Source organism: Agromyces sp. NPDC058126 (assembly GCF_042884595.1).
In the GTDB taxonomy this organism is placed as follows: domain Bacteria; phylum Actinomycetota; class Actinomycetes; order Actinomycetales; family Microbacteriaceae; genus Agromyces.
Genome location: NZ_JBHVTS010000001.1, coordinates 125601 through 151718, shown reverse-complemented (window position 1 = coordinate 151718; position 26118 = coordinate 125601). Strand labels below are relative to the sequence as shown.

The following is a 26118-nucleotide window of genomic DNA, read 5'->3' as shown; positions in this document are numbered from 1 at the left end:
GTTCACATCGAAGGTGTTTCCATTATGCACGCCCGGCGCGATCGCACAACGTCGCCATGTGACAGTCACATCGCGGGGTCGATTCGATTCGACCGCTGCGCACCGATTCGACCGTCGATCATTCGCCCGATCGACGGGCGCAACGCGGCCCGGCGGCCGCCGACGCGAGCGACCGGCGAGCGGGCCGGGCGGCGGGCCTCAGTCGCGCGGGCGCACGCGCGGCGCGAGCACCACGGCCACGAGCGCGATGACGACCGTCACCGAGAAGTCGGCGGTGAACGCCGACGCGGCGACCGCGCTCGAGACGAGCGCCGTGACGGCGAGCGCCGACGACGCACCGAGCGACTCGCCGATCGAGAGGGCCGCGCTGTTGAAGCCCTGCGCGGAGACCGGCGAGAGTCCGAGCACCGCGACCGAGTGGCGGGGGTACATGAACCCCATCGCGGCGCCCGCGAACGTCCACGCCACGAAGGCGATCGCCGGATGCAGCGTGAACGCCGCGACCGCGAGCACCCCGACGAGCGAGATCGTGAGCAGCACCGAGCCGACCATCACGGCCTGCGCGTTCGAGACGCGATCGCCCAGGCGCCCCTGCAGCCACGACGCGATCGCCCAGCTGACCCCGGCGCCCGTGAGCACCGCGCCCGCGAGGCTCGCCGAGAACTCGTAGCGCTCCATGAAGAGGTACGGCAGGTAGATCTCGCTGCCGAAGAAGGCCCCCGCCACGATGAGGCGAAGCAGCACGGTCGCGGGCAGTCCGCGCGCGGCCCGCAGCGTGCCGACCGGCAGCAGCGGGCGCGCCGCGACGACGATGAGCGCGATCGCCACTGCGGCGACCACCCAGCGCCACGGATCGACGAACTCCTTCGACAGCGACAACCCGAGGGCGGCGGTCGCCGTGAGCACCGCCCAGCCGACCCGGCCGAGGCTCCATGCGACCACCGGGTCGCCCTGGATCTTCTCGCGCACCCGCACGATGGGCGGCACGACCATCGCCGCCGCGGGGGCGACGAGCGCGATCACGCCGAGGAACACCCAGTGCCAGCTGAACACCTCGGCGATGACGCCCGCGACCGCCGGCCCGATGATCGACGGGATCACCCACGCCGCCGCGAACCCGGCGAACACGCGGGCGCGCAGCGCTTCGGGGTAGACGCGCGCGACGATGACGTAGAGCGGCACGATCACGGCGGCGCCCGAGAGCCCGTGCACGAAGCGGCCGATGATGAGCACCGTCATGTCGGTCGCGGTGCCCGCGATCAGCAGGCCGATGACGAACAGCACCGCCGCCGTGATGAGCGAGGGCAGCGGCCCCGAACGGTCGGTCCAGTTGCCGGCGATGACCATGCCGACGATGCCCGCGGCGAGCGGAACGGCGAACGCGAGCGCGAAGAGGGCGATCCCGTCGAGCTCGCGGGCGACGATCGGCATGACCGTGGTGACCGCCATCGCCTCGAACGCCGCGAGGAAGATGAGCGAGAACATGCCGATCGACAGCCAGCGGTAGGGCGGGGAGAGCGGCCCCTTCGCTTCGGCCGTGGGGGTCGCCGCGGCCTCGATCTCCCCGGTCTCGCGGGTCGGAATCGGTGTCTCGGCGGTCGGCTCACTCACCCGATCGAGCCTACGACCTCAAGTGCCCTTCAACTCAAGCCCGTCGTGCACGACGGCATGTCCCGGGGTCGTCACGGTCTTCCGCCCGCGGCGGCGACGTGGTACCGTCCAGAGGTTATGACAGCGGTGTCATACATTTTCGCAGTGAAGCGACAGGGAGCGACGGTGAAGCACTTCAACCGGTCGGGCAGCGCCCGCCGAACGCGGGCGACCGCAACAGCAGTGATCACGATGGCGATGGCCGCGGCGGCGCTGACGCCGATCTCGGCCGCAGCAGCGGCCCCCGGGGAGGTGACGTTCCAGTCCTCCTTCGAAGCGGGCGACGCGGTGCCGGCGCTCGCGGGCACCGGGGAATCGGTCAACCTCAGCGGCGATCGCAACGTACCAGGCAGCCTGCTGCCGCAGGTGACGGCGGTCACCGCCTCCGGCCAGAACCCGCCGAACGAGACCGCGGAGAAGCTCGCCGACGGCAACCCCGGATCGAAGTGGCTGGTCTTCAGCGCCACCGGGTGGGCGCAGTACGAACTCGCCGAGGCGCGGCCCATCGAGGCCTACACGCTGACCTCGGGCAACGACGCCCCCGAGCGCGACCCGCGCGACTTCAAGGTCCTCGGCTCGAACAACGGCACCGACTGGACCGTCGTCGACACGCGGAGCGGCGAGTCGTTCTCGACGCGCGGGCAGACCCGGAGCTTCACGCTCCCGGCGCCGAGCGCCGCCTACCGCTACTACCGCCTCGACATCACCGCGAACCACTCGGGCGGCCTCATCCAGCTCGCCGGCTGGGAGCCCATCTCCGACGCCGACGCCGAGCCGACCCCCACCGACCTGGCGCTCGAGGTCGACTCCGGCCCGACGAGCTCCTACACCGCGAAGACCAACGTCGGCTTCTCGGGCACCCACGCGCTCCGCTACGCCGGCACCCACCTCGGCGCAGGCCCCGCGGCGTCGACGTCGGTGATCTACTCCGACCTCGACATCGCGGTCGAGGAGGACAGCCGCCTCTCGTACACCGTCTTCCCCGTGCTCGACTCGGGGCAGAGCTACGCGTCGACCTTCGTCGCGGTCGACCTCGTGCTCGACGACGGGACGACGCTCGCGGCGAGCGAGCTGACCGACTCGTACGGGTACGGCGCGGACGCGCGTTCGCAGGGCCTCGCGAACGTCCTCTGGCCCGACCAGTGGAACAAGGTGACCGTCGACCTCGGGGCCCTCGCAGGCCGCACCGTCACCGGCGTCCACCTCGACTACGACCACCCGGGCGACGGCGTCACCGGGGTCGAGACCCCGGCCGCCGGGACCACCGTGCTCGGATGGCTCGACGACATCCGCATCGAGGAGGCTGAGCCGCACGACGACTCCGACGGACTCGTCTCCTACGTCGACACACGCCGCGGCACGAACTCCACCGGCGGGTTCTCGCGCGGCAACAACATCCCGGCGGTCGGCTGGCCGAACGGCTTCAACTTCATCACCCCGATGACGAACGCCGACAACACCGGAACCCTGTACCAGTACCAGGGCGCCAACACCGCGCAGAACCTCCCCGCCCTCGAGGGCATCGGCTTCTCGCACCAGCCGAGCATCTGGATGGGCGACCGCAACCAGCTCGCGGTCCTGCCCGCGGTGGGCGCGAACCCGACCTCGACGCTCGACGACCGGCGCCTCACCTTCCACCACGAGAACGAGGTGGCGCGGCCCGACGTCTACGGGGTCGAGTTCGACAACGGCATCTCGACCGAGGTCACGGCCACCGATCACGGCGCGGTCTACCGCTTCGCCTTCACCGGCGACCAGAGCTCGGTGATCGTCGACCAGCTCGTGAACTCGTCGAAGCTCACGATCACGGGCGACACGGTCACCGGCTGGGTCGACGGCGGGTCCGGCTACCCCGGCCGCACCCGGATGTTCGTGTACGGCACCTTCGACGCCCAGCCGACCAAGGCCGGGCCGACCACGCAGGGCAACCGCAACGGCAGCGCGCGCTTCGCGGCGTTCGACACGTCGAGCGACCGCACGGTCGAGCTCCGCATCGCGTCGTCCTTCATCTCGCAGCAGCAGGCGCAGCGCAACCACGAGCTCGAGCTCGCGGGCGTCTCGTTCGACGACGCCCACGCCGCCGTGCGGGACGCCTGGAACGATCGCCTCGGCGTCGTGCACGACGTGCAGGGCGCAACGGAGACCCAGTTGGTGACCCTGTACTCCAGCCTGTACCGCCTGAACCTCTACCCGAACTCGCAGTTCGAGAACGTCGGCACGGCCGGCGACCCCGACTACAAGTACGCGAGCCCGGTGTCGGCCACGACCGGCGCCGCGACCGACACCACGACGAACGCGAAGCTCGTCGACGGCAAGATCTACGTCAACAACGGGTTCTGGGACACGTACCGCACCGCATGGCCGCTCTACTCGCTGCTCTACCCCGACGTCACCGAAGAGCTCGTCGACGGGTTCGTGCAGCAGTACCGCGACGGCGGCTGGATCGCACGATGGTCCTCCCCCGGCTACGCCGACCTCATGACCGGCACCAGCTCCGACGTCGCCTTCGCGGAGGCGTACCTCGCGGGCGCCCTCGACACCGACACGGCGCTCGAGGCCTACGACGCTGCGGTGAAGAACGCCACCGTGCTGCCCGCGTCGAACGCCGTCGGCCGCAAGGGCCTCGCGCAGTCGATCTTCCTCGGCTACACCGAGGAGAGCACGCACGAGAGCGCGTCGTGGGGCCTCGAGGGCTTCATCAACGACTTCGGCATCGGCGAGATGGCCGCGGCACTCGCCGACGACCCGAACACCCCCGCCGACCGAGTCGAGCGGCTCCTCGAGGAGGCCGAGTACTTCCAGGCGCGCGCCAGCCACTACGTCGAGATGTTCAACCCCGAGGCCGACACCTTCACCGCCCGCAATGCGGACGGCAGCTGGCCGGTCGGCGCCGACTTCGACCAGAAGGCCTGGGGCGGCGCGTTCACCGAGGCGAGCGCGAAGACCTTCGGGTTCCACGCGCCGCACGACGTCGCCGGGCTCGCCGCACTATACGGCGGCCGGCAGGGGCTGATCGAGGAGCTCGACGAGTTCCTCACCGTCCGTGAGAAGGCCGACTACTCCGGCATCCACGAGGCGCGGGAGGCCCGCGACGTCCGCCTCGGCATGCTCGGCATGTCGAACCAGGTCGCGCACCACATCCCGTACGTGCTCGCCGAGGCGGGCGACCCCGCCGAGGCGCAGGCGCTGATCCGCGACATCCAGCAGCGGCTCTTCGTGGGCTCCGACATCGGCCAGGGCTACCCGGGCGACGAGGACAACGGCGAGTTCTCCGCCTGGTACGTGTTCTCGGCGCTCGGTCTCTACCCGCTCGAGGTGGGCTCGGGCGACTACACGATCGGCACCCCGCTGTTCGACAGCGCGACGCTCACCATCGGCGACCGCGAGCTCGTGATCTCGGCGCCCGGCGCCTCCGACGGCAAGACGTTCGTCTCGGGCGTCGAACTGAACGGCGCGCCGGTCGACGAGACCACCCTCGACGGCGACCTGCTGCGCGAGGGGGGCGAGCTCGCGTTCGCGATGAGCGACGAGCCGAGCGAGTGGGGGGCGAAGGACCTGGGCGAGCAGCTCGACGTCCCGCGAACCCTCGTCGACGCCACCAAGGTCGACCGCGGCACGCTCTCGGCGGGCGACGGCACGTCGACGGCCTCGATCGTCGACGACAGCATGAACACGACGACGACGTTCGACTCGGGCACCGCCGAGCTGACCTGGACCTCGCAGTCCGGGCCGGTGACGGTCGGCCAGTACACGCTGACCGGCGCGGCGCCGGGCACGGCGCCCGCATCCTGGACGCTGTCGGGTTCGACCGACGGCGAGAACTGGACCGAGCTCGATCACCGCGACGGCGAGTCCTTCGACTGGCCGACGCAGACGCGACCCTTCTCGATCGACGCCGACGGGGTCTTCACGAGCCTCCGGCTCGCGGTGGAGTCGGCCGGCGGGCCCTTGACGCTGTCCGAGGTCGAGCTGTTCGCCTCGGCGGGCACCGCCGAGGGTCTGACGGTCAGCCCCGCCGCGGCGCAGTCCGCAGCGGTCGACACCGAGTTCGCGGGCCCGCTCGCGACGATCGTCGGCACCGAGACCTCGGCCTCCGGCTACCAGGTCTCCGTCGACTACGGCGACGGCACCGGCACGGTCGAGGGCACGCTGAAGCGCGACGATCTCGGAGGGTGGCGCGTCACGGCGCCGCACACCTTCACGGCGCCGGGCCTCTACACGGCCTCGGTCATCGTGCAGGACTCGACCGGAGCACTCGCCTCGGCGTCGACGAACGTCGCGGTCACCCGCGACGAGACGCTCGTCGGCTCGTTCGACTCGACCTGCATCGGCGACCTCGGCACGACCGCCGCGAACTGCGACGGCCAGGGCTTCGGGTACTTCCGCGACAAGCTCGCCGCCGACGGCTTCGTGCAGGGCTCGACGATCGCGATCCCCGGCACCGAGCTGAGCTACGACCTCCCCGCGGTGGCGGCCGGCAAGCCCGACAACCTCACAGGCGAGGGGCAGACGGTGCGCCTCGGCCTCGGCGAGGGGGCGACGCAGCTCGCCTTCGTCGGCACGGCCACCGAGAACGGTCGTCAGCCCGAGGCGGTGCTGCACTTCACCGACGGCACGTCGCAGACCGTGAAGATCTCGTTCGGCGACTGGGTCGGCGCGTCGGGCAACCCGGCGTTCGGCAACAGCGTGGTCGCGATCTCGGAGGGTCGCCTCTCCGGCACCGCAGCCGAGTCCTCGGTCAAGAACACCGCGATCTACGCGACGGCGCCGATCACGATCGACACCGACGACGCCGGAGCACCGAAGGTCGTCGAGTCGCTGACGATGCCGGCGGAGGAGGGCACGCTCCGCGACGGACGCGTGCACGTCTTCGCCGTCGCCTCCGACGGCGACCGCTCGGGTGCCTCGGCGCTCGAGGTGCAGCCGCAGGCCGTCGACGCCCAGATCGCCGCCCAGGCGTTCGAGGCAACGCTCGCCACGACCGTCGGCGGCGCGTCGGAGCAGAGCGCCATCGTCAACTGGGGCGACGGCACGCCGGTGTCGGCACTGCCGGTGACCGAGGGGGCCGTCACGGGTGGACACACCTACGCGGTCGCGGGCAGCTACACGGTCTCCGTGACGGTGGACGACGGCGTCCGGTCGGCGTCGACCACGCTCGAGATCGTCGTCGACGAGCCCGCCCCGGTGTACACGCCGGAGATCGCGGTCGAGCCGGCCCAGGCCGCGCCCGGCGGCACGATCCGCGTGACCGGCGACGGGTTCGCGCCCGGCGAGACCGTCGAGCTGCGGTTCGACGGCGGTGACCCGGTGAGCACGACCTCGACCGCAGAAGGCGCGATCGACGACGAGCTCACCATCCCCGCCGACGTCGTCGACGGCGACTACGCGGTGACGGCGGTCGGAGCGGTGTCGGCAGTCGAGGCGTCTGCGCCGGTCACCGTGCGCACCCCGGCACGGGCCACCACGGTGACCCTCGGCTCGGACGCCGAGGCGCCCGTCGCCGGAGACCTCATCGGGCTGAACGCGACCGTCGCGCCGAGCGAGGCCACCGGCCTGGTGGAGATCCTCGAGGGCGAGACCGTCGTCGGCACGGCGACCGTCACAGCGGGCACCGCGACCGCGGACGTGCGGGTGGAGACCTCAGGGCTGCACACGTACACGGCGCGCTTCGTTCCGGACAGCCCCGAGGCCTTCCTGCCGTCGGTCTCGGAGCCGTTCGCGATCGAGGTCGGCGACGCCCCCGTGGAGCCGGCCGAACTCACCCTGAGCGACGACAGCGCCGCACAGGGCGGAACGCTCGGCATCGCGGGCACGGGCTTCGGTCCGGGCGAGCTCGTGACGATCAGGCTGCACTCCGAGCCCGTGCGCCTCGCCGAGGTCGCCGCCGACGACCACGGCGCGTTCGAGGCGCAGGTCACGATCCCGGCGACCGCCGAGGTCGGCGAGCACACGATCGTCGCCGAAGGTGCGGTGTCGGGGCTCAGCGCCCAGGCGGTGCTCACCGTGACCGCGACGACGGTCGAGGTCGCGACGATCTCCATCGGCGCCCCGAACAAGCTGCTCGCCAAGGCCGGATCGGCGATTCGGTTCACGGCACGGGTGTTCGCGCTCGACGGACGCGCACCGGTCGGCACCTTCACGGTGTACGACGGCGACCGCGCGATCGCGGAGGTGCCGGTGACCGCTCGCGACGGCGGAGAGGTGACCGTCAAGCTGCCCAAGTTGAAGGGCGGGCTGCACCTGATCCACGGCGAGTTCGAGGGCGACGCCGGCTACGGCGACTCGCGGACGATCCCGGTGCCGCTCCTGCTCTGGTGATGCTCGGGTGAACCCCGCTTCGGCCCGGCGTGCCGCCTCCGGCACGCCGGGCCGAAGCACGTCCGGGCGGGATGCCTCGGGCTCGCGCCGCTCAGAACTCCTCGTGGGTGTCGGGGTCAGCGCCCCAGATGCGGCCCCGCGAGAGCGCCGAGATGGCCGCGACCTCCTCGGCGCTGAGCGCGAAGCCGAACACGTCGAGGTTCTCGCGCCGGCGCTCGGGGTCGGACGACTTCGGGATCGGCACCGCCTCGAGCTCGACGTGCCAGCGCAGCACGAGCTGCGCGGGGCTCACGCCGTGGGCCGTTGCGAGTTCGACGACGACCGGCTCGCGCAGCAGCTCGGTGCGACGCGCGAGCGGGCTCCAGCTCTCGGTGCGGATGTCGTGCTCGTCGTGGAATGCCCGCAGCTCGTCCTGCGGGAAGTAGGGGTGCAGCTCGACCTGGTTGACGACCGGGGCGACGCCCGTCTCGTCGGTGAGTCGCTCGAGCATCGCCGGCGTGAAGTTCGAGACGCCGATCGCACGAACGAGCCCCTTCTCGCGCAGCGAGATCATCGCCCGCCAGCTCTCGACGAACTTGTCGATCCGCGGGAGCGGCCAGTGGATGAGGTACAGGTCGACCCACTCGAGGCCGAGCCGCTTCCGCGACTCCTCGAAGCTCGCGAGCGTCTCGTCGAAGCCGTGGTGGCGGCCGGGCAGCTTCGTCGTGATGACGAGGTCGCTGCGGTCGACGTCGGTGCGCTCGATCGCCTCGCCCACCGCCTCCTCGTTGCCGTAGTTGTAGGCGGTGTCGATGAGGCGGTAGCCGTCGGCGATGGCCGAGGTGATCGCATCGATGCCGAGCTGGTCGTTCAGCCCGTAGGTGCCGAGCCCGATCGCGGGAATCGTGTTGCCGTCGCGAAGGGAATAGGCGGGAACGCTCATTCCTCAATACTCACGCACGCGCGGCCCTCACGCCACAGGGCTCCCCGACGGCAGTTCGGCGAATGCGCGCACCGGGAAGGTCCCGAAGCCCTCGACGCGCGGCGGCACGGCCGTGAACCGCGCCCCGCGCACGGGCACCCGGTCGAGCGCCGTCAGGTGCTCGACCACGTGCACGCCCGCCGCGAGCAGGACGGAGTGCGCGGGGCGCTCGCCAGCCGACTCGGCGTCGTCGATGTTGAGCGAGTCGATGCCCACGGCTGCGACACCGGCCGAGACGAGGTGCCGCGCCCCGGCCTCGGTGAGGAACGGCGCCCCCGTCGCGTACTCGGGCCGCCCGAAGTGCCGGCTCCACCCCGTGTGCAGCAGCACGGCGGTTCCGGCCAGCTCGCGATCGTAGAAGACCTCGGCGGGGATCCCCCGCTCCGTGGCATCCGTCAGCCTGAACACCTCGGCCGGGAGGCCGACGAGCGTCTCGAGCGACAGGCTCGCGAGGTCGCCGCCGTCGGCGTAGCGGTGGTACGGGCTGTCGAGGTACGTGCCGGTGTTGCCGATCATCGTGATGACGTCGAGCGCGAACTCGGTGCCCGGCGCGTAGTGCTCGCGCGAGGCCTCACGGGTGAGGTGCGGCGTGATCGTCGGCGCGGGCAGGCCGGGGTAGGTCACGAGCCCCGCCGAGATCGGGTGGCTGAGGTCGACGAGCACGGGGCGCTCGGTGCGAGATGCCGCGGATGCCTCGGGCGCCGCCCCGCTCGCGTCGCCCACCGCGTCGACGCCCCGCGACCCGCGGTGCGGCTCGGCGACGATCTCGAGGTTCGCGAGCGCGACCCGGCCGACGAGCGCGAGCCCGAGGTGCCGCACGAGCAGCTCGCCGATCTCGGCCTCGCCGAGGTCGGGCGAGGGCAGGTCGAGGCGGAACCCCTCCGCGCGCAGCCCTCCCCCGTTGACGAAGTCGATCTCGGCGTCGAATCGGGCGCGGTACTCGGTCATGCGTGCTGCTCCTCGGCGATGGGGGCGGGGGTCGTGTCGGCGCCCACGGCGACGAGGTCGGCGGGTTCGGCCGTGGCATCCGTCGAGCCCGGGGCGCGCCGTGCCCGCCAGCGGCGCACCACCGTCACCGCGACCGCGGCGAGCGCGAGCGCCGCGGGCACCAGCAGGTTCGCCCAGGCGAGCACGAGCAGGCCCACGGTCATGACGGTCGCGACGACCGCGAGCCACCAGCCGAACGACCAGCGGCGCAGCAGCAGGGTCGCGGCCAGCATGCCGGCGGCGTAGATCGCGACCATGTTGCTCGTGTGGATCAGGATGAATCCCGAGAGGTCGAGGTCGTTCGCGAGCATCAGCCCGTAGTAGATGAGGATGAGCACGCCGGTCACGGCGAGGGCGCGGCGGGGCACCTCGCCGTCGGCGGCGCCCTTCGCGAGGAACTTCGGCAGGTCGCCGTCGCGGCCGAGTGCGGCGCCGAGCTTGCCGAACGCCGGCAGGTACGCATTCATCACGCCGACGGTGACGATCGCCGCGATGATCGCCACGAGCACGGGACCGATGCCGGGCGCGGTGGTCTCGACGAGGGCGAGCAGCGGCACCTGCCCCTCGCCCGCCTGGTCGCCGAGCACGGCGACGGTCACGAACTGGAGGGCGAGGTAGCCGACGCCGACCACCGCCACCGCGATCGCCGTCGCGAGCGGGATCGTGCGGCGGGGGTTCTTGAACTCGCCCGCGATGTGGGTACCGACCTCCCAGCCGGCGAACGCCCAGACGAAGAGGCTGATCGCGACGCCGACGCCCGCCCAGCCGTTCGGCAGGAACGGCTGGAAGTTCGCGGCGTCGGCCGCCGGGAAGGTGACGGCGACCACTCCGACGACGACGGTGACGAGGAGGCCCGAGAGCACGAACTGCACCCACCCCGCGACGCGCACCCCGAACCAGTTCGCGATGTACGGCGGCACGAACACCGCGAGGCCGATGAGCGGCACGGCCGAGCGGTCGATGCCGAGCACCGCGACGACGTACTCGCCGCCGAGCACCGCGAGCACCGGGGCGCCGATGCACACGCCGAAGTAGAACCAGTAGCCCGCCATGCGCGCGGCGGTGTCGCCGAGCGCCCGTCGCACGTAGCTCGCGACGCCGCCCGCGTCGGGGTAGCGCGCGGCCAGCGCGGCGAAGGTGCCGGCGAGCGGGATGGAGAGCACGAGCACCGCGGCGACGGCCACGATCGAGGCGGGGCCGGCGGCCTCGGCGGCGAGGCCGGGCAGCACGAGGATGCCGGTGCCGAGCACGCTCGCGATGTAGAGCGCCGTGCCCTGGCCGAGGCCGAGGGTGCCGCCGTGGTGCTCGCCGCTCGCGGCGGGCTCGGCCGCGCGTGCGGCGGTGTCGTTCGAAGTCACCCGCTCATTCTGGGGCATCCCGACGATGCGCCGCGATGGCTGGATCGACACTCTTCATCGATATCCTGCCACTCGACGGGACACCCGGCCGCGGGGGGCGCAGCGCCGGTCAGCGCGCGCGCAGCTGCGCGACCGCCGTCTCCCGATCGATGAACGAGGTCAGCTCGCCGATCGAGCCGAGCAGGGGCGCCGGAACCACCACGAGCGTGTTCTTGTCGACCCCGACCTCCACGAGCGTCTGGAGGGTGCGCAGCTGCAGGGCGAGCGGGTGCGACATCATCGTGTCGGACGCGACACCGAGCTGCGTGGCGGCGAGCGCCTCGCCCTCGGCGGCGATGATCTTCGCCCGCTTCTCGCGCTCCGCCTCCGCCTGGCGGGCCATCGCCCGCTTCATGGCGTCGGGCAGCAGGATGTCCTTCAGCTCGACAAGCGTCACCTGCACGCCCCATTCGGCGGTCGTCACGTCGAGGATCTCGCGGATGTTCACGTTCAGGACCGCCGTGTCGGAGAGCGCCTCGTCGAGGTGGTGCTGGCCGATGACCTTGCGCAGCGTGGTCTGGGCGATCTGGTCGATCGCGGACTTCACGTTCTCGATCACGATCACCGACTTCACGGCGTCGGTCACGCGGAAGTACGCGACCGCCGAGACGCCGACGCTCACGTTGTCGCGCGTGATGATGCCCTGCGACTGGATGGGCAGCGTCACGACCCGCAGCGAGACCTTGGTCATCACGTCGACGATCGGGATGATGAACCGGATGCCGGGATCGCGCACGCTGTGCAGCCGGCCGAACCGCAGCACGACGCCGCGCTCGTACTGCTTCACGATCTTCACCGACATGAAGAAGAGGATGATCGCGAGGATGACGACGACGATCACGGTGATCCAGAGCCAGACCATGAGACTCATCTCCCAGCGGCGCCGGTGACGGGCCGCGCGCCGTCACCTCCATTGTCGCACCGACGGCGGCCACGACCGCCGAATCGGGTCGACCTCGCGGCCGGCTGCCGGATTCCGGCGGCCGGCCGGTCGCGCTACAGGCGACCGAGCGTCTGGTCGATGTCGGCGAGCAGGTCGTCGACGTCCTCGATGCCGACCGAGAGGCGCACGACCGACTCGGGCACCTCCGCCTCGGTGCCCTTCACCGAGGCGTGGGTCATCTCCGAGGGGTAGTTCACGAGCGACTCGACCCCGCCGAGCGACTCGGCGAGCTGGAACAGCTCGGTCGACTCCGCGAAACGACGCGCCGCCGCACCGCCGCCGACGAGGGAGATCGAGAGCATGCCGCCGAAGCCCGACATCTGCCGGCCGGCGAGCTCGTGCCCGGGGTGCGACTCGAGCCCCGGGTAGTAGACGCGCTCGATCGCGGCGTGCTCGTCGAGGCGACGGGCGATCGCGAGGGCGTTCTGGCTGTGCCGCTGCATGCGGACCCCGAGCGTCTTGATGCCGCGCGAGGTGAGGAACGCGTCGAAGGGGCCCGACACGGCGCCCGCCGCGAACTGGGTGAACTGCACCCGCTCGTGCACCTCGTCGAGGCCCTCGCCCGCACCGAACACGAGCGCACCGCCGACCACGTCGGAGTGCCCGCCGAGGTACTTCGTCGTCGAGTGCACGACGACGTCGGCGCCGAGCGCGAGCGGCTGCTGCAGCGCGGGCGACGCGAAGGTGTTGTCGACGACCACGAGGAGACCCGCCTCGTGTCCGAGCTCGGCGAGCGCCGTGACATCCGAGATCTTCATGAGGGGGTTCGAAGGGGTCTCGATCCAGAGCACCTTCGTCGCGCCCGGCTCGATCGCCGCGCGCACCGCGTCGACGTCGCTCGTGTCGACGGTCGAGTGGCGCACGCCCCAGTCGCCGAAGATGCGACGGATGAGCCGGTGGGTGCCGCCGTACACGTCGTTGCCGATGAGCACGTGGTCACCGGGCTTCACGACCGTGCGCAGCAGCGCGTCCTCGGCGGCGAGGCCCGAGGCGAACGAGAGGCCGTGCGCTCCGCCTTCGAGGGCGGCGAGCTGCGTCTCTAGCGCGGTGCGCGTGGGGTTGCCGCCGCGCGAGTACTCGTAGCCGCCGCGGAGGCCGCCGATGCCGTCCTGCACGTAGGTCGAGGTCTGGTAGATGGGCGGGATGACCGCGCCGGTCGTCGGGTCGAAGGCCTGGCCGACGTGGATCGCGCGGGTGTCGAAGCGTGCGTCGTCGTGCATGGTGATGAGCTTTCGTGAGTGGTGAACGTCGTGGGTCTAGTGGGAGAGGTAGCCGAGCAGGTCGGTGCGGGTGATCACGCCGAGCGCCTTGCCGCCGTCGGTGACGAGCATCGCGGGCGCTCCGGCGAACGCCTGGCGCGCGGACGCGACGGGCTCGGTCACGCCGATGAGCGGCAGCGGATCGCCGACGACGGTGCTCACCTCGTCGGTGAGCTTCACCACGCCCGAGAACACCTGGTCGAGCAGCGCCTCCTCGTGCAGGGCGCCGAGCACCTCGCCGAGCACGACGGGCGGCTCGGCCGACAGCACGACGAGCTGCGAGACGCCGGTCTCGGTCATGCGGTCGATGGCCTCCTTCACCGTGTCGCTCGGGTGCACGTAGACGAGCGGTGCGGTGCGGTCGGCCTTCGCCGCGAGGAGCTCGGCGACGGTGTGGCCCGCGGGCGCGTTGCCGAAGCCGTAGGCGCGCATCCACTTGTCGTTGAAGATCTTGCCGAGGTAGCCTCGGCCGCCGTCGGGCAGGAGCACGACGAACACGTCGTCGGCGGTGACGCCGGGCGCCGCCGCGGCCTCGAGCGCCGCGACGACGGCCATGCCGCTCGAGCCGCCGACGAGGATGCCCTCCTCACGGGCGAGCCGCCGGGTCATCGCGAACGAGTCGGCGTCGCTCACGGCGATGATCTCGTGCGGCACGCTCGGGTCGTACGCCGTCGGCCAGAAGTCCTCGCCCACGCCCTCGACGAAGTAGGGCCGGCCCGTGCCGCCCGAGTAGACCGAGCCCTCGGGGTCGGCGCCGATGATGCGCACCGCGTCGTTCGACACCTCGCGCAGGTACCGCCCGGTGCCGGTGATCGTGCCACCCGTGCCGACGCCCGCGACGAAGTGCGTCACGCGTCCGTCGGTGTCGCGCCAGATCTCGGGGCCGGTGGTCTCGTAGTGCGATCGCGGGCCGTTCGGGTTCGAGTACTGGTCGGGCTTGAACGCCCCGGGGATCTCGCGGGCGAGCCGGTCGGAGACGCCGTAGTACGACTCGGGGCTGTCGGGTGCGACCGCCGTCGGGGTGACGACGACCTCGGCGCCGTACGCAGTGAGCACGTTGCGCTTGTCCTCGCCGACCTTGTCGGGGCACACGAACACGCAGCGGTAGCCGCGCTGCTGCGCGACGAGCGCGAGGCCGACGCCGGTGTTGCCGCTCGTCGGCTCGACGATCGTGCCGCCCGGCTTCAGCAGGCCGTCGCGCTCGGCGGCGTCGATGATGCGGCCGGCGATGCGGTCCTTCGAGGAGCCGCCCGGGTTCAGGTACTCGAGCTTGACGAGCACCGTGGCATCCGTGACGCCCTTCGTGACGTGCTGGAGCTTGACGAGCGGGGTGTCGCCGACGAGATCGACGATGGATTCTGCGTACTTCATGGGTGTCCTTGCGTATCGGCCGCGGCGGTTCGGCCGGCGGAATGACGGGCGGCGAACGATCGGGGCGAGTGTGCGTGCGTGCGTGGGGTCGGGAGACGTCGGCGTCAGCGACAACACAGCGAGAGGATCACGTGGACAACTCTAGCCCGGCGGCGCGCGGCCTGTCACGATGACGGGGGTGCGAGGCGGATGCCGCATGCCGCATGCCGTGCGCGCGATGCGGCGTTCTCCCAGCCGCATGCGTTCGTATGGTTCTGACGTCCCCCCGACGTCGGCGGGCTCCTCGACTCCGTCGGCGTCCCCGAATCGAGAGAGGCCCGCGTGAGCGCGACCCCGCCCATCCCCCCGAAGGCGAAGCAGCAGGCGAAGCAACAGAGCATCAAGGAGCAGCGCGCCGCCGAGCGCCAGCGCAAGCTCGAGGAGTTCCGCAAGAAGGAGGCGCGGGCCAAGCGCAATCGCAAGATCGTGCTGTGGTCGAGCGTCACCGGCGGCGTGGCCGTCATCGCGCTGCTGATCACCGCGATCGTGCTCACCCCGCAGCCCGCCAGCTACGGCGCGGGCAGCGACGGCGCCGCGATCGAGGGCGTGGAGACCTTCGAGAACGGCGCGGGTCACGTCGAGGGCACCGTCGACTACGCGCAGACCCCGCCCGCCGGCGGCGAGCACAACCAGGTGTGGTTGAACTGCGGCGTCTACGAGCAGCCCGTGCCGAACGAGAACGCGGTGCACTCGCTCGAGCACGGCGCGATCTGGGTCACCTACGACGCCGCGAAGGTCTCGGACGACGAGCTCGCGACGCTGAAGTCGAAGCTGCCCTCGAGCTACGTGGTGCTGTCGCCGTTCGAGGGCCTGCCCTCGCCCATCGTGCTGAGCGGCTGGAACTCGCAGCTCCAGCTCGACGACGCCGACGACCCGCGCATCCCCGCCTTCTTCGAGGAGTACTGGCAGAGCCAGAACGTGCCCGAGCAGGGCGCCTCGTGCACGGGCGCGTTCGACGCACCCGGCAAGGTGTCGTGACCGCACTCGAGACCGCGACCGGCTCCATGCCCGCCGCAGCGCCGTCGCGGTCGCCCCGCCGGGGCCGCGGCGGTCGCGTCGCCGTCGCGGTCGTGGCCGTGCTCGCCGTCGTGGTCGTGGCGGTCGCCGCGTTCTCGGTGGGCCGCCTCTCGACGCTCGCCGAGCCGACCCCGACCACGACGAGTGCCGAGGCCGGCTTCGCGCGCGACATGCAGGTGCACCACCAGCAGGGCGTCGAGCTCGCGATGATCGTCCGCGATGCCACCTCCGACGAGGAGGTGCGGCTGCTCGCCTACGACATCGCGACCACGCAGGCGCAGCAGGCCGGGCAGATGTACGGCTGGCTCGCGAGCTGGGGGCTCCCGCAGGCGGGTCGCGAACCGTCGATGACGTGGATGACCCGCCCCGCCGCCGACGGCTCCGGTCACGCCTCGCACGGCGCCGGGTCGGGCGCCGACGGCGCCGCCCACCAGCCCGGCGCCCCGATGCCCGGACTCGCGACGCCCGAACAGGTCGCGGAACTCCGTACACTCTCCGGAGTGGACGCCGAGGTGCGGTTCCTCGAGCTCATGATCGCCCACCACCAGGGCGCCGTCGACATGGCGGAGGCCGTGCTCGACCGCTCCTCGACCGAGGTGGTCGTGGCGCTCGCCCAGTCGATCGTCGACAGTCAGACGAGCGAGATCGAGCTCATGGAGTCGATGCTCGCCGAGCGCTGAGCCCCGCCAGCCGCCTAGCGCCCCGGCCGGTCGGGGTGCGAAGCCCGTGCTACTCGGCCGCCGCCCGCTTCTTCCTCGCCGAGCCCTTGGGCGGGAACAGCGTCTCCGACTGCTCGAGCGACATGCCGTTCGTCTCGGGCACCTTCGTCAGCACGAAGAAGAACGACAGTGCGGCGAAGGTGGCGTACATGCCGTAGGTGAAGACGAGCGAGAAGTCGCTCATCACCGGGAAGCTGACCGTGACGAGGAAGTTCGCGATCCACTGGGCCGACGCCGCGAGCCCGAGCGCTCGCGCCCTGATGCTGTTCGGGAAGATCTCGCCGAGCAGCACCCACACGAGCGGGCCCCACGAGAAGCCGAACGCGATGACGAACACGTTCGCGGCGACGAGCGCGGTCGGCCCCCACCCACCCGGCAGGCTGAGCTCGCCGTCGACGGTGACGGCGTTGCCGAAGGAGACCGCCATCGTGGCGAGCGCGAGCGTCATGCCCACCGAGCCGACGAGCAGCAGCGGCCGCCGGCCGACGCGATCGACGAGCGCGATGGCGACGAAGGTCACCGCGATGTTCGTCACCGAGGTGAGCACGCTGATCAGCAGCGAGTTCGACTCGTCGAAGCCGACGGCGCTCCAGAGCGTCGTCGAGTAGTAGAAGATCACGTTGATGCCGACGAACTGCTGGAACACCGACAGCAGGATGCCGATCCAGACGATCGGGCGCAGGCCGAGCACGGGGCCGCGCAGCGCGCCCTTGCGGTTCGCGAGCCTGTCGTTCGCGATCGTGTCCTGGATCTCGCGCACCGAGCGGTCGATCTCGTCGGCCGGCTGGATCTGCGCCAGCACGGAGCGCGCGACCTCCTCCTTGCCCTGCTTCAGGAGGAACCTCGGCGACTCGGGCAGTCGCAGCGCGAGCAGCCCGTAGATCACCGAGGGCACGATGCAGGCGAGGAACATCCACCGCCACGCCTCGAGGCCGAACCAGAACGGTTCGCCGGCCCCGCCCGCCGCGGTCGCGAACAGCGCGTCCGACAGCAGGGCGGCGAAGATGCCGAAGACGATCGCGAGCTGCTGCAGCGAGGCGAGGCGACCGCGCTGCTTCCGCGGTGAGATCTCGGCGATGTAGGCGGGCGCGACGACCGAGGCGATGCCGATGCCGATCCCGCCGATGATGCGCCAGATCGTGAGGTCCCACCCCGCGAAGGCGAACCCAGAGCCGATCGACGAGACGAGGAAGAGCGCTGCGCCGAGCAGCATGACCGGGATGCGACCCCAGCGGTCGGCGAGGCGCCCCGCGAGCTCTGCGCCGATCGCGCAGCCGAGCAGGGCACTCGCGATGGCGAAGCCCGTCGCCGCGGCCGAGAGCCCGAACTCGTCCTCGATCGCGTCGACCGCCCCGTTCACGACCGAGGAGTCGAACCCGAAGAGGAAGCCGCCGACCGCACCCGCCGCCGCGAGCCCGACGACCCGCCGGTTCAGCGCCTTCGCGTTCGGCCCCGTCGTCGTCGCAGCCGCCGGTGCGCCGCCCTCGCCGAGCTGATCCGCCATGTGTCTCCCCCTCGGCATCGTGTCGACCACGCTACTGCGGCCGGGCTCCCGTGCTCGGACGTCGGCACGGCGACGTCGTGATTCAGCGCCGGTCGAGTGTTCCCCGCACGATCCCCGCCGACGCCAGCGCCTCGGCCGCCGCCCGGCGACGCGTCTCGATCGCCTGGCCGATGTCGCGGGCGACCGCGGGGTTCGAATGCACGATCTCGTCGATCACCGCGAGCGGCATGACGAGCACCGTCGTGACCTCGGCGGCGGTGGCGCGCACGAACGAGGGTTCGCGCGTCAGCACCGTCTGGCCCACCGAGTCGCCGACGTCGGCGACGCCCGACTCGATCGGCCCTCGGTCGGTCACGACCGCCAGCCGGAGGCGGCCGTCGACGACGACCCGCATCACGTCGGGCACCCGGTCGGGCTGCTGCACGACCTCGCCCGTGCCGTACCGCTCGAGCCGGCAGCTCGGCGCGAGGCGCGCACGATCCTCGCCGCTCAGCCGGAACGCGGGGGCGACCTGCGCGAGCGCGGCGTCGAGCCGATCGGGCTCGGCGATCGGGTCGCTCGCGTCGCCGTCGAGCGAGAGCCCGCGCCGCCGGGCCGCGTACCAGAGCCACGCGAGCAGCAGCGAGACGGCGGCGTCGGCCGTCGCCGGGCCCTGCACGGGCACGTCGACCTCGTACTTCGCCGCCCCGAGGTAGCGCGCGGACGGCGCTTCGCCCGGCATCCGCATCGGCAGCGTGCCGGCGACCTCGACGAGCAGTTCGATGACCTCGTGCGGCGGGTCGTCGGTCGAGAACGCGACGGTGGTGCCCGCCCGATGCAGCTCGGTGGGCAGGCTGAGGTTCGTGAACGAGGCGCCCGCGAGCGAGGAGTTCGGCACGATCTGCACGCCCGCGCCCGTGTCGATGTGCACCGCCCGCCAGTTCACCTCGACGACCCGGCCGCGCACCCCCGCCGCGTCGAGCCAGTCGCCGAGCTTGAACGGCTGCTCGAAGAGCAGCAGGAGCCCCGAGATGATGCCGCCGACCGCGTTCTGCAGCGCGAGGCCGATCACGATCGAGGTGACACCGAGGGCCGCGATCAGGCCGCCGACGTCGGCGTTCCACACCCAGGAGAAGAGGATCGCGAGCCCGACGACGATGAGCACGAGCCGCCCGAGGTCGACGAAGATCGACGGGATCCGCTCGCGCCAGCTGCCGGGCTTCGCGTTCGCGAACAGGGCGACGTTGAGGGCGCTGAGCACGAGCAGGATGACGAGGAAGCCGAGCACGGTCGCGACGACCCGCGCCCAGACCTGGTCGGCCGGCGACTGCACGGCGAAGACGAGGAGCCCGAACAGGGCGGCGACCGGCACCACCCAGTTGCGCAGCAGCCGCACGGGCTTCGCCGCGGCGCTGCCGCGCCGGGTCAGCCAGCCGAGCACCTCGGTGAGCACGACGAGCAGCAGCGGCACGCCGAGCGCGAGCACGATCGCCCAGACGAGCCAGCCCGAGCCGAAGAGCTCCTCCACGGCTACTCCACCCGCCAGACGGTCTCGGCGCCGTCCGCCGTCTCGATCGTGCCGGCCGACACGATCCGCGCGCCTTCGAGCATCCGGTCCTTCACCGCCTGGCTGACGTAGATGCCGGGGCTGCCGGTCACCCCGCGCACCCGGTATGCGAGGTTCACCGCATCGCCCCACAGGTCGTAGGCGAGGCTCGTCCGGCCGACGAGGCCGCTCGTCACGCTGCCGCTCGAGACCCCGGCGCGCAGTTCGACGGATGCCTCGTGCTGGGCGTTGAAGCGCGAGATCACGCTGCGCAGCTCGACCGCGAAGTCGACCGCCCGGCGCACGTTGTCGACGCGGGGCACGATGAGTCCCGAGCTCGCCAGGTAGCCGTTGCGGAGCGTGCGCACCTTCTCGACCCCGGCCCGCTCGGCCGCCTCGTCGAAGCTGCGCATGAGGGCGTTGAGCTGGCCGAGCTCCGCGTCGTCGTCGAGCGTCGCGGCGTAGTCGTCGAAGCCGACGAGCTCGGCGAAGATGACCGCGACGTCCTGGTGCACCTCGGCGATGGTCTCCTCGCCGTCGCGATACCGCTTCGCGACGGTCTCGGGCATGAGGGTGTGCAGCAGCCGCTCGTTCTCGTCGCGCTGCTCCTCGATGAGCTCCTGCTTGATGCGCAGGCTCGAGCTCATGTCGTTGAACGCGTTGCCGAGGTCGCCGAACTCGTCGCGGGTACCGGCCGGCACCTGCACCGAGAGGTCGCCGCCCGCCACCCGGCGCACCGCGTCGGAGAGGCGCCGCACCGGCCGGGTGAACACCTGGGCGAGCAGCATCGACAGCAGGCTCACCGCGAGCAGGATGGCGAGGGTCGAGATGACCAGGTTGCGAGTGAACACGTCGACCGGCGCGAAGGCCTCCGAGGTGTCGATCCGGGCGACCGCGACCCAGTCCACCCCGTCGATCTCGACGGGCGTGTAGGCCGTGATGCCGTCCGTTCCGGTGTAGCCGATCGATTCGCCCGTCCCCGACGCCCCCTCGAGCGCGCGCTCCACCGCGGGCGAGTCGATCGGCTGCAGCAGCACCGTGCCGCCGACCTCGACGATGCGCTCGGCGACCTTCGGCGGCGTGCCGTTCGAGGTCGCGGCGGCGATGTACTCGTCGGGGTGCTCCACGAGCATGCGCGAGATGCTGCGCATGAGCCGGTCGCGGCCGACCACGTAGATCTCCCCCGTGTCGCCGAGCCCCTGCTCCTTCCATCGCTCGTCGCCGGTGAGCGCGTCGTTCACGATGTCCATCGGGATCTGGTACGCGAGCGCCCCGGTGATCGTCGTGTCGTTGCCGACGGGCGACACGATCCACAGCGAGGGCACGCCGAGCGAGGGCTGGTACCGCTCGTAGTCGGTCGTGATCACGGTGTTCACCGTGTTCGTCGCCATCGCGTCGCGGTAGGCGCCGCCGAGCAGGCTGTTCTCGTACGGCCCGTCGAGCACGTTCGTGCCGAGGTCGACACCGCCGTAGGCCGAGTAGACGATGTTGCCGGCGGTGTCGAGCAGCAGCACGTCCTCGTAGTCGGAGGCCGCGATGATGCGCTGGAAGTAGTCGTGGAACCGGGCGTGCGCCGCGCTCCAGGCGCTGCCGTCGCCGGCGTCCATCTGCTCGAACGCGGCGTCGTAGTCGCCGTCGAACGGCGCCGTGTAGTGCAGCTGCAGGTATCTGCCGGCCGGCGAGTCGGGGATGAACCCGCCGCTCGCGAAGTCCTCACCGGTCGCGTCCTCGAGCCGCGGGATGAACCCCTCGTCGTAGAAGCGCTCGAGCTCGTCCTCGTCCGCCTGGCCGAGCGCGACGTCCTGCAGTTCGGCCCACCCCGCGTTGAACGCCTTCGACGCGGTCTGGGCGCTGAGGTTGCGCGAATCGAGGGCGGCCCCGGTCTGGACGCCCTGCATGACGCGTTCGAGTTCACCCGTCCGCAGTTCGCGGATCGTGGTCAGCTGGTCGATCGCCGCCGCCTTGAGCGACTCGCGGCCGCTCACGAAGCCGATGACCCCGACGATGATCGAGGAGACGAGGCTGACGCCGAGCAGCATGATGAGCAGCTTCGACTGGATGCTGAGGCCGACGCGTCGCTGCCGCGCGGGCTTCGGACGCGGTGATGCCGAGGGCGGCGGTGCCTGCTGCGGTGTCGGGGGCTGGACCCCCGTGTCCCCCGTTCCGGTCGGCGGCACCCCGATCTCAGTCGTCGACAAGCTCGTCCCCCTCGGCCCCCCGGCACGTCACGATCCACACTCTATTGGGCTGTCCCCCACCTTCCGCAAGGGTGGATTCGAGCGGGATCAGGCCTCGAGCACCTCGGCCCCCTGCACCGGCCGCTCCTCCTGCTGGCGGTAGAGCGAGGCGTAGACACCGCCGGCGTCGACGAGTTCGGCGTGCGTGCCGCGCTCGACGATACGGCCGGCGACGACCACGAAGATGACGTCGGCGGCGACGACCGTCGAGAGTCGGTGCGCGATCGCGATCGTCGTGCGGCCGCGTGCGGCGTCGTCGAGGGCCTGCTGCACGACGCGCTCGGAGATGGTGTCGAGCGCGCTCGTCGCCTCGTCGAGCACGAGCACGGCCGGATCCTTCAGCAGCACCCGCGCGATCGCGATGCGCTGCTTCTCACCGCCCGAGAGACGGTAGCCGCGCTCGCCCACGACGGTGTCGTAGCCGTCGGGGAACGAGGCGATCGTGTCGTGGATGTTCGCCGCCCGCGCCGCCGCCTCGAGCTCGGCGTCGGTGGCGCCGGGCTTCGCGTACCGGAGGTTCTCGCCGATGGTCGCGTGGAACAGGTACGTCTCCTGGCTGACGATGCCGATGTGCGACATGAGCGACTCCTGTCGGAGATCGCGCACGTCGACGCCCGCGAAGCGCACGCTGCCCGAGGAGGCCTCGTACAGCCGCGGCACGAGGTACGAGACCGTCGTCTTGCCGGCGCCGCTCGGCCCGACGAAGGCGGCGAACCGGCCGGGCTCGATCGTGAAGCTCACGCCGTCGAGCGTCGGCCGGGACTCCTCGTCGGCGTCGGGGTAGCGGAACGAGACCTCGTCGAACTCGACCCGGCCGAGCACGCCCGGGGCGTCGGGCACGCCGTCGCCGACGACCTCGCCGTCGGCCGCCTCGCGCGGCTCGCCCGGCACCTCGCGCGCCTCCGGGGCATCCGTGATCGTCGGCCGCAGGTCGAGGTACTCGAAGATGCGCGCGAACAGGGCGCTCGAGGTCTGCAGGTCGAGCGCGACCCGCATGAGCCCCATGAGCGGGAACAGCAGCCGCGCCTGCACGGTCGTGAACGCGACGATGGTGCCGGCGGTGAGCCCGGCGGTGCCGCCCGCGATGAGCCAGCCCGACACGAGGTACACGATCGCCGGGATCGACGACATGAAGATGTTCACCATCGCGAAGAACCACTGACCGGTCATCTGCTGCTTGACCTGCAGCCGGATCTGGTTGCGGTTCTCGTCGGCGTACCGCTCGATCTCGCTCTGCTGCCGGGTGAAGCTCTTCGACAGCAGGATGCCCGAGACGCTCAGCGTCTCCTGCGTGATCGCGGTCATCTCCGACAGCGACTCCTGCGTCTTGCCCGCGATGCGTGCGCGCACCTGCCCGACCCGGCGCTGCGCGATCACCATGAACGGCATGAGCACGAGGGCGATGAGGGTCAGCTGCCAGTTCAGCAGCAGCATCGCGATGAACGCCGAGATGACCGTGACCGTGTTGCCGAGCACGCTCGACACGGTGTTCGTGAGCACGCCCGCGACGCCGCCGACGTCGTTCTGGAGGCGCGACTGGATGACGCCCGTCTTCGTGCGGGTGAAGAAGCTCAGCTCCATCGCCTGCAGGTGGCTGAACAGGCGCACCCGGAGCGCCCCCATCACCTTGTTGCCGATCGTCGAGGTGAGCCAGGTCTGCCAGACGCCGAGCAGCGCCGACACCACGAACACGGCGATCATCGCGAGCACGAGGCCGGTCAGCACCGGCACGTTCGGCGGGGATGCCTCGCCGCCCGGGCCGGTCGGGAAGAGCCCGTCGTCGAACGCGCGCTGGGTGAGGAGCGGCGGGATCACGCTGAGCGCCGCACCGACGAGCACGAGCACGACCGTCGTGACGAGGGCGGCCTTGTGCGGGGCGAAGAGCTCGGCGATGCGCCGCAGCAGGTGCGGGATCTTCGGCGCCTCGGCGTTGGCCGCCCGCTGCGCCGACTCGTCGGAGGAGGCGATGCGTGTGCGCGCCTTGCCGTAGCGGCCGACCTGCGCGCCCCCGCCTCCACCCCCACCGCCATGCATGCTCATGGCTTCACCCTACGACCGCGGTCGCACGGGGCCGCCCCGGTTCGCCCCGAGCGGAGCCGACCGCGGCGCGGCATGCGGGCGGCGGGCGGTCGGCGGGCGACGCGGATGCCGCGTGGCTCACCACGCGGCATCCGGCTCCCCCAGCCCGTTCGGGTTAGCCCTTCGACGATCCGGCGAGCAGCCCGCGCACGAAGTAGCGCTGCAGGCTGAAGAACACGATGAGCGGCACGACGAGCGAGACGAAGGCCGCGGCCGTCAGTCGCTGCCACGTCTGCCCGCGCTGCCCGGCGAGCTCGGCGAGGCGCTGCGTGAGCGGCGCGACGTCGGCGGTGCCGCCCGAGAACACGAGCGCGACGAGCAGGTCGTTCCAGACCCAGAGGAACTGGAAGATCGCGAAGGAGGCGAGGATCGGCACCGAGAGCGGCACCACGATGCGCAGGAAGATCTGGCCGTGCGTGGCCCCGTCGACGCGGGCGGCCTCCATGAGCTCGCGCGGGATCTCGGAGATGAAGTTGTGCAGCAGGAAGATCGCGAGCGGCAGGCCGAAGATCGTGTGCGCGATCCACACCTGCACGTAGGTCTCATCGGGGATGATCGGCACGACGCCGTGCAGCCACTCCTGCGCGGGCTTCAGCGTCGTGGTGAAGATCTGGAGCAGCGGGATGAGCGCCATCTGCAGCGGCACGATCTGCAGCGCGAAGATGATCACGAACACCCAGTCGGCGAAGGGGAACTTGATCCAGGCGAGCGCGTAGGCCGCCATCGCGGCGAGCACGGTCGCGAAGACGACGACGGGGATCGTGATCGCGAGCGAGTTCACGAAGTACGAGCCGAGCTGGGGCGCCGACGACGAGGCCGAGAAGAGCACCTCGTTGTAGTTGTCGAGCGTCCAGCCCCAGTTCTCGAAGGCCGTCCACCAGCCCGTCGTGTTGATGAGCTCGGCGGGCCGGAACGACGAGACGAACAGTCCGAAGGTGGGCAGCGTCCACAGCACCGCGATGAGCAGGGCGAAGACGGTCGCCGGGCGCGAGGTCAGGCGGCGCTTGACGCGTGCCGCCTTCGTGCCGTCGAGGTTGTAGCCTCGCCGGGCGGCGGCGTCGAGCTCTCTGACGACGGCCTTGTCGGTCGAACCGGTGGTCTGGCTCATCGGATCTCCCTCTGCTTGCGGAGCACGCGGATGTTGTAGACCACGACCGGCACGACGAGCAGGAACAGCACCAGCGCGAGCGCCGCGCCGCGACCCGGCTCGGCTGCGCGGAACGCCTGGGTGTACATCTCGTTCGCGATGACGCTCGTGTTGAAGTTGCCGCCGGTCATGACGCGCACGATGTCGAACACCTTGAGCGTCGCGATCGTGATCGTCGTGACCACGACGACGAGGCCGCCCCTGATTCCGGGCAGCGTCACGTTGCGGAACCGCTGCCAGTTCGTCGCCCCGTCGAGCTCGGCCGCCTCGAGCTGCTCGGACGGGATGCCCTTGATCGACGCGGAGAGCACGACGACCGCGAAGCCGGTCTGCACCCAGATCATGACGATGATGAGCAGGATCGTGTTGACGATCGGCTCCTGCAGCCACAGCACCGGCTCGCCGCCGAACCAGACCACGATCTGGTTGAGCAGGCCGATCTGGGGTCTCGCGGCCGGGCGGTACTCGTAGACGAACTTCCAGATGATGCCCGCACCGACGAACGAGATCGCGACGGGCATGAACACGAGCGACTTGTAGATGCGCTCGCCGCGCGAGCGGTCGATGAACACCGCGTAGGCGAGGCCCACCGCGGTGGAGAGCGTCGGCACCAGGATGACCCAGAGGATCGTGTTGCCGAGGGTGAGCAGGGCCTCGGGCTGGGTGAACATCCAGACGTAGTTGTCGAAGCCGATGAAGTCGCCCGCGCGGTTGGTGAACGACGTGAAGGCGGTGCGCACCGCCGGGTACAGCAGGCCCACCGCGAGCAGGATGCAGGCGGGGGCGAGGAACAGGACGAGCTGGTACCAGTCACGACCGCGCTTGGGGGCGCGGTCGATCAGGAACAGGATCAGCCCGATGACGGCCGCGAAGATCGCGAGCCCGAGCAGGATCTGGAAGATCTTGCCGATCAGGTCGGCGGTGGTCACCCGGAGGCCTCCGATCGCAAGCGGATACGACGACGG

The 26118-nt window shown here is 71.1% G+C and carries 16 protein-coding genes; 3 read left to right on the top strand and 13 right to left on the bottom strand.

Going from position 1 to position 26118, the window contains the following annotated elements:
• Positions 1–198: 198 nt before the first annotated feature.
• Positions 199–1611, bottom strand: a complete 1413-nt coding sequence (locus ACFVTR_RS00700) for an MFS transporter (RefSeq protein WP_387034095.1) — start codon at positions 1609–1611, stop codon at positions 199–201.
• Positions 1612–1755: 144 nt separating this feature from the next.
• Here ACFVTR_RS00700 and ACFVTR_RS00695 point away from each other — a divergent pair, with 144 nt between their 5' ends.
• Entirely contained in the window at positions 1756–7968 is a 6213-nt protein-coding gene (locus ACFVTR_RS00695; protein ID WP_387034093.1) for a GH92 family glycosyl hydrolase, read from the top strand.
• Positions 7969–8059: 91 nt separating this feature from the next.
• Here ACFVTR_RS00695 and ACFVTR_RS00690 read toward each other — a convergent pair whose 3' ends face one another.
• The 6 genes from ACFVTR_RS00690 to ACFVTR_RS00665 all read right to left on the bottom strand — a co-directional run bounded on the left by ACFVTR_RS00690 (position 8060) and on the right by ACFVTR_RS00665 (position 14886).
• The gene (locus tag ACFVTR_RS00690) at positions 8060–8890 is read right to left on the bottom strand and encodes an aldo/keto reductase (RefSeq protein WP_387034091.1); all 831 of its coding nucleotides are present in this window, start codon (positions 8888–8890) and stop codon (positions 8060–8062) included.
• Between the two features lie 27 nt (positions 8891–8917).
• The gene (locus tag ACFVTR_RS00685) at positions 8918–9877 is read right to left on the bottom strand and encodes a cyclase family protein (protein ID WP_387034089.1); all 960 of its coding nucleotides are present in this window, start codon (positions 9875–9877) and stop codon (positions 8918–8920) included.
• Entirely contained in the window at positions 9874–11274 is a 1401-nt protein-coding gene (locus ACFVTR_RS00680; RefSeq protein ID WP_387034087.1) for an APC family permease, read from the bottom strand. Before ACFVTR_RS00680 ends, ACFVTR_RS00685 begins: the two co-directional genes overlap by 4 nt.
• 109 nt (positions 11275–11383) lie before the next feature.
• Positions 11384–12175: a slipin family protein gene (locus ACFVTR_RS00675; RefSeq protein ID WP_387034085.1), complete on the bottom strand. Its 792-nt coding sequence runs from the start codon at positions 12173–12175 to the stop codon at positions 11384–11386.
• A 134-nt stretch (positions 12176–12309) separates the two neighbouring features.
• On the bottom strand, positions 12310–13476 hold the full coding sequence (locus ACFVTR_RS00670) for a cystathionine gamma-synthase (RefSeq protein WP_387034083.1): 1167 nt from the start codon (positions 13474–13476) through the stop codon (positions 12310–12312).
• 36 nt (positions 13477–13512) lie between these two features.
• Entirely contained in the window at positions 13513–14886 is a 1374-nt protein-coding gene (locus ACFVTR_RS00665; RefSeq protein ID WP_387034081.1) for a cystathionine beta-synthase, read from the bottom strand.
• A 321-nt stretch (positions 14887–15207) separates the two neighbouring features.
• Between ACFVTR_RS00665 and ACFVTR_RS00660 the strand changes: the two genes are divergently transcribed.
• Together ACFVTR_RS00660 and ACFVTR_RS00655 are read left to right on the top strand one after the other, a co-directional pair.
• A complete protein-coding gene (locus ACFVTR_RS00660; protein WP_387034079.1) occupies positions 15208–15903 on the top strand; it encodes a DUF3105 domain-containing protein in 696 nt (231 codons plus the stop codon).
• Positions 15900–16622: a DUF305 domain-containing protein gene (locus ACFVTR_RS00655; RefSeq protein WP_387034077.1), complete on the top strand. Its 723-nt coding sequence runs from the start codon at positions 15900–15902 to the stop codon at positions 16620–16622. The genes ACFVTR_RS00660 and ACFVTR_RS00655 overlap by 4 nt, the downstream gene beginning before the upstream one ends.
• Before the next feature lie 49 nt (positions 16623–16671).
• Here ACFVTR_RS00655 and ACFVTR_RS00650 read toward each other — a convergent pair whose 3' ends face one another.
• The 6 genes from ACFVTR_RS00650 to ACFVTR_RS00625 form a co-directional block, all read right to left on the bottom strand.
• Entirely contained in the window at positions 16672–18165 is a 1494-nt protein-coding gene (locus ACFVTR_RS00650) for a sugar porter family MFS transporter (RefSeq protein WP_387034075.1), read from the bottom strand.
• Between the two features lie 82 nt (positions 18166–18247).
• A complete protein-coding gene (locus ACFVTR_RS00645) occupies positions 18248–19672 on the bottom strand; it encodes a mechanosensitive ion channel domain-containing protein (protein WP_387034073.1) in 1425 nt (474 codons plus the stop codon).
• A 2-nt stretch (positions 19673–19674) separates the two neighbouring features.
• On the bottom strand, positions 19675–21888 hold the full coding sequence (locus ACFVTR_RS00640) for an adenylate/guanylate cyclase domain-containing protein (RefSeq protein WP_387034072.1): 2214 nt from the start codon (positions 21886–21888) through the stop codon (positions 19675–19677).
• Positions 21889–21975: 87 nt separating this feature from the next.
• Positions 21976–23961 (bottom strand): ABC transporter ATP-binding protein, encoded by a 1986-nt coding sequence (locus tag ACFVTR_RS00635; protein WP_387035363.1) that lies wholly within the window; start codon positions 23959–23961, stop codon positions 21976–21978.
• A gap of 160 nt (positions 23962–24121) precedes the next feature.
• Complete coding sequence (locus ACFVTR_RS00630; RefSeq protein ID WP_387034070.1) at positions 24122–25114, bottom strand: carbohydrate ABC transporter permease; 993 nt, start codon at positions 25112–25114, stop codon at positions 24122–24124.
• A complete protein-coding gene (locus ACFVTR_RS00625; protein ID WP_387034068.1) occupies positions 25111–26082 on the bottom strand; it encodes a carbohydrate ABC transporter permease in 972 nt (323 codons plus the stop codon). The genes ACFVTR_RS00630 and ACFVTR_RS00625 overlap by 4 nt, the downstream gene beginning before the upstream one ends.
• Positions 26083–26118: the final 36 nt, after the last annotated feature.

Bases quoted from the DNA above. Each gene is read 5' to 3' on its own strand.
- ACFVTR_RS00685 (WP_387034089.1), bottom strand. From the start codon at position 9,877: ATGACCGAGTACCGCGCCCGATTCGACGCCGAGATCGACTTCGTCAAC.
- ACFVTR_RS00675 (WP_387034085.1), bottom strand. From the start codon at position 12,175: ATGGTCTGGCTCTGGATCACCGTGATCGTCGTCGTCATCCTCGCGATC.
- ACFVTR_RS00635 (WP_387035363.1), bottom strand. From the start codon at position 23,961: ATGCATGGCGGTGGGGGTGGAGGCGGGGGCGCGCAGGTCGGCCGCTAC.
- ACFVTR_RS00690 (WP_387034091.1), bottom strand. From the start codon at position 8,890: ATGAGCGTTCCCGCCTATTCCCTTCGCGACGGCAACACGATTCCCGCG.
- ACFVTR_RS00650 (WP_387034075.1), bottom strand. From the start codon at position 18,165: ATGGCGGATCAGCTCGGCGAGGGCGGCGCACCGGCGGCTGCGACGACG.
- ACFVTR_RS00665 (WP_387034081.1), bottom strand. From the start codon at position 14,886: ATGAAGTACGCAGAATCCATCGTCGATCTCGTCGGCGACACCCCGCTC.
- ACFVTR_RS00670 (WP_387034083.1), bottom strand. From the start codon at position 13,476: ATGCACGACGACGCACGCTTCGACACCCGCGCGATCCACGTCGGCCAG.
- ACFVTR_RS00630 (WP_387034070.1), bottom strand. From the start codon at position 25,114: ATGAGCCAGACCACCGGTTCGACCGACAAGGCCGTCGTCAGAGAGCTC.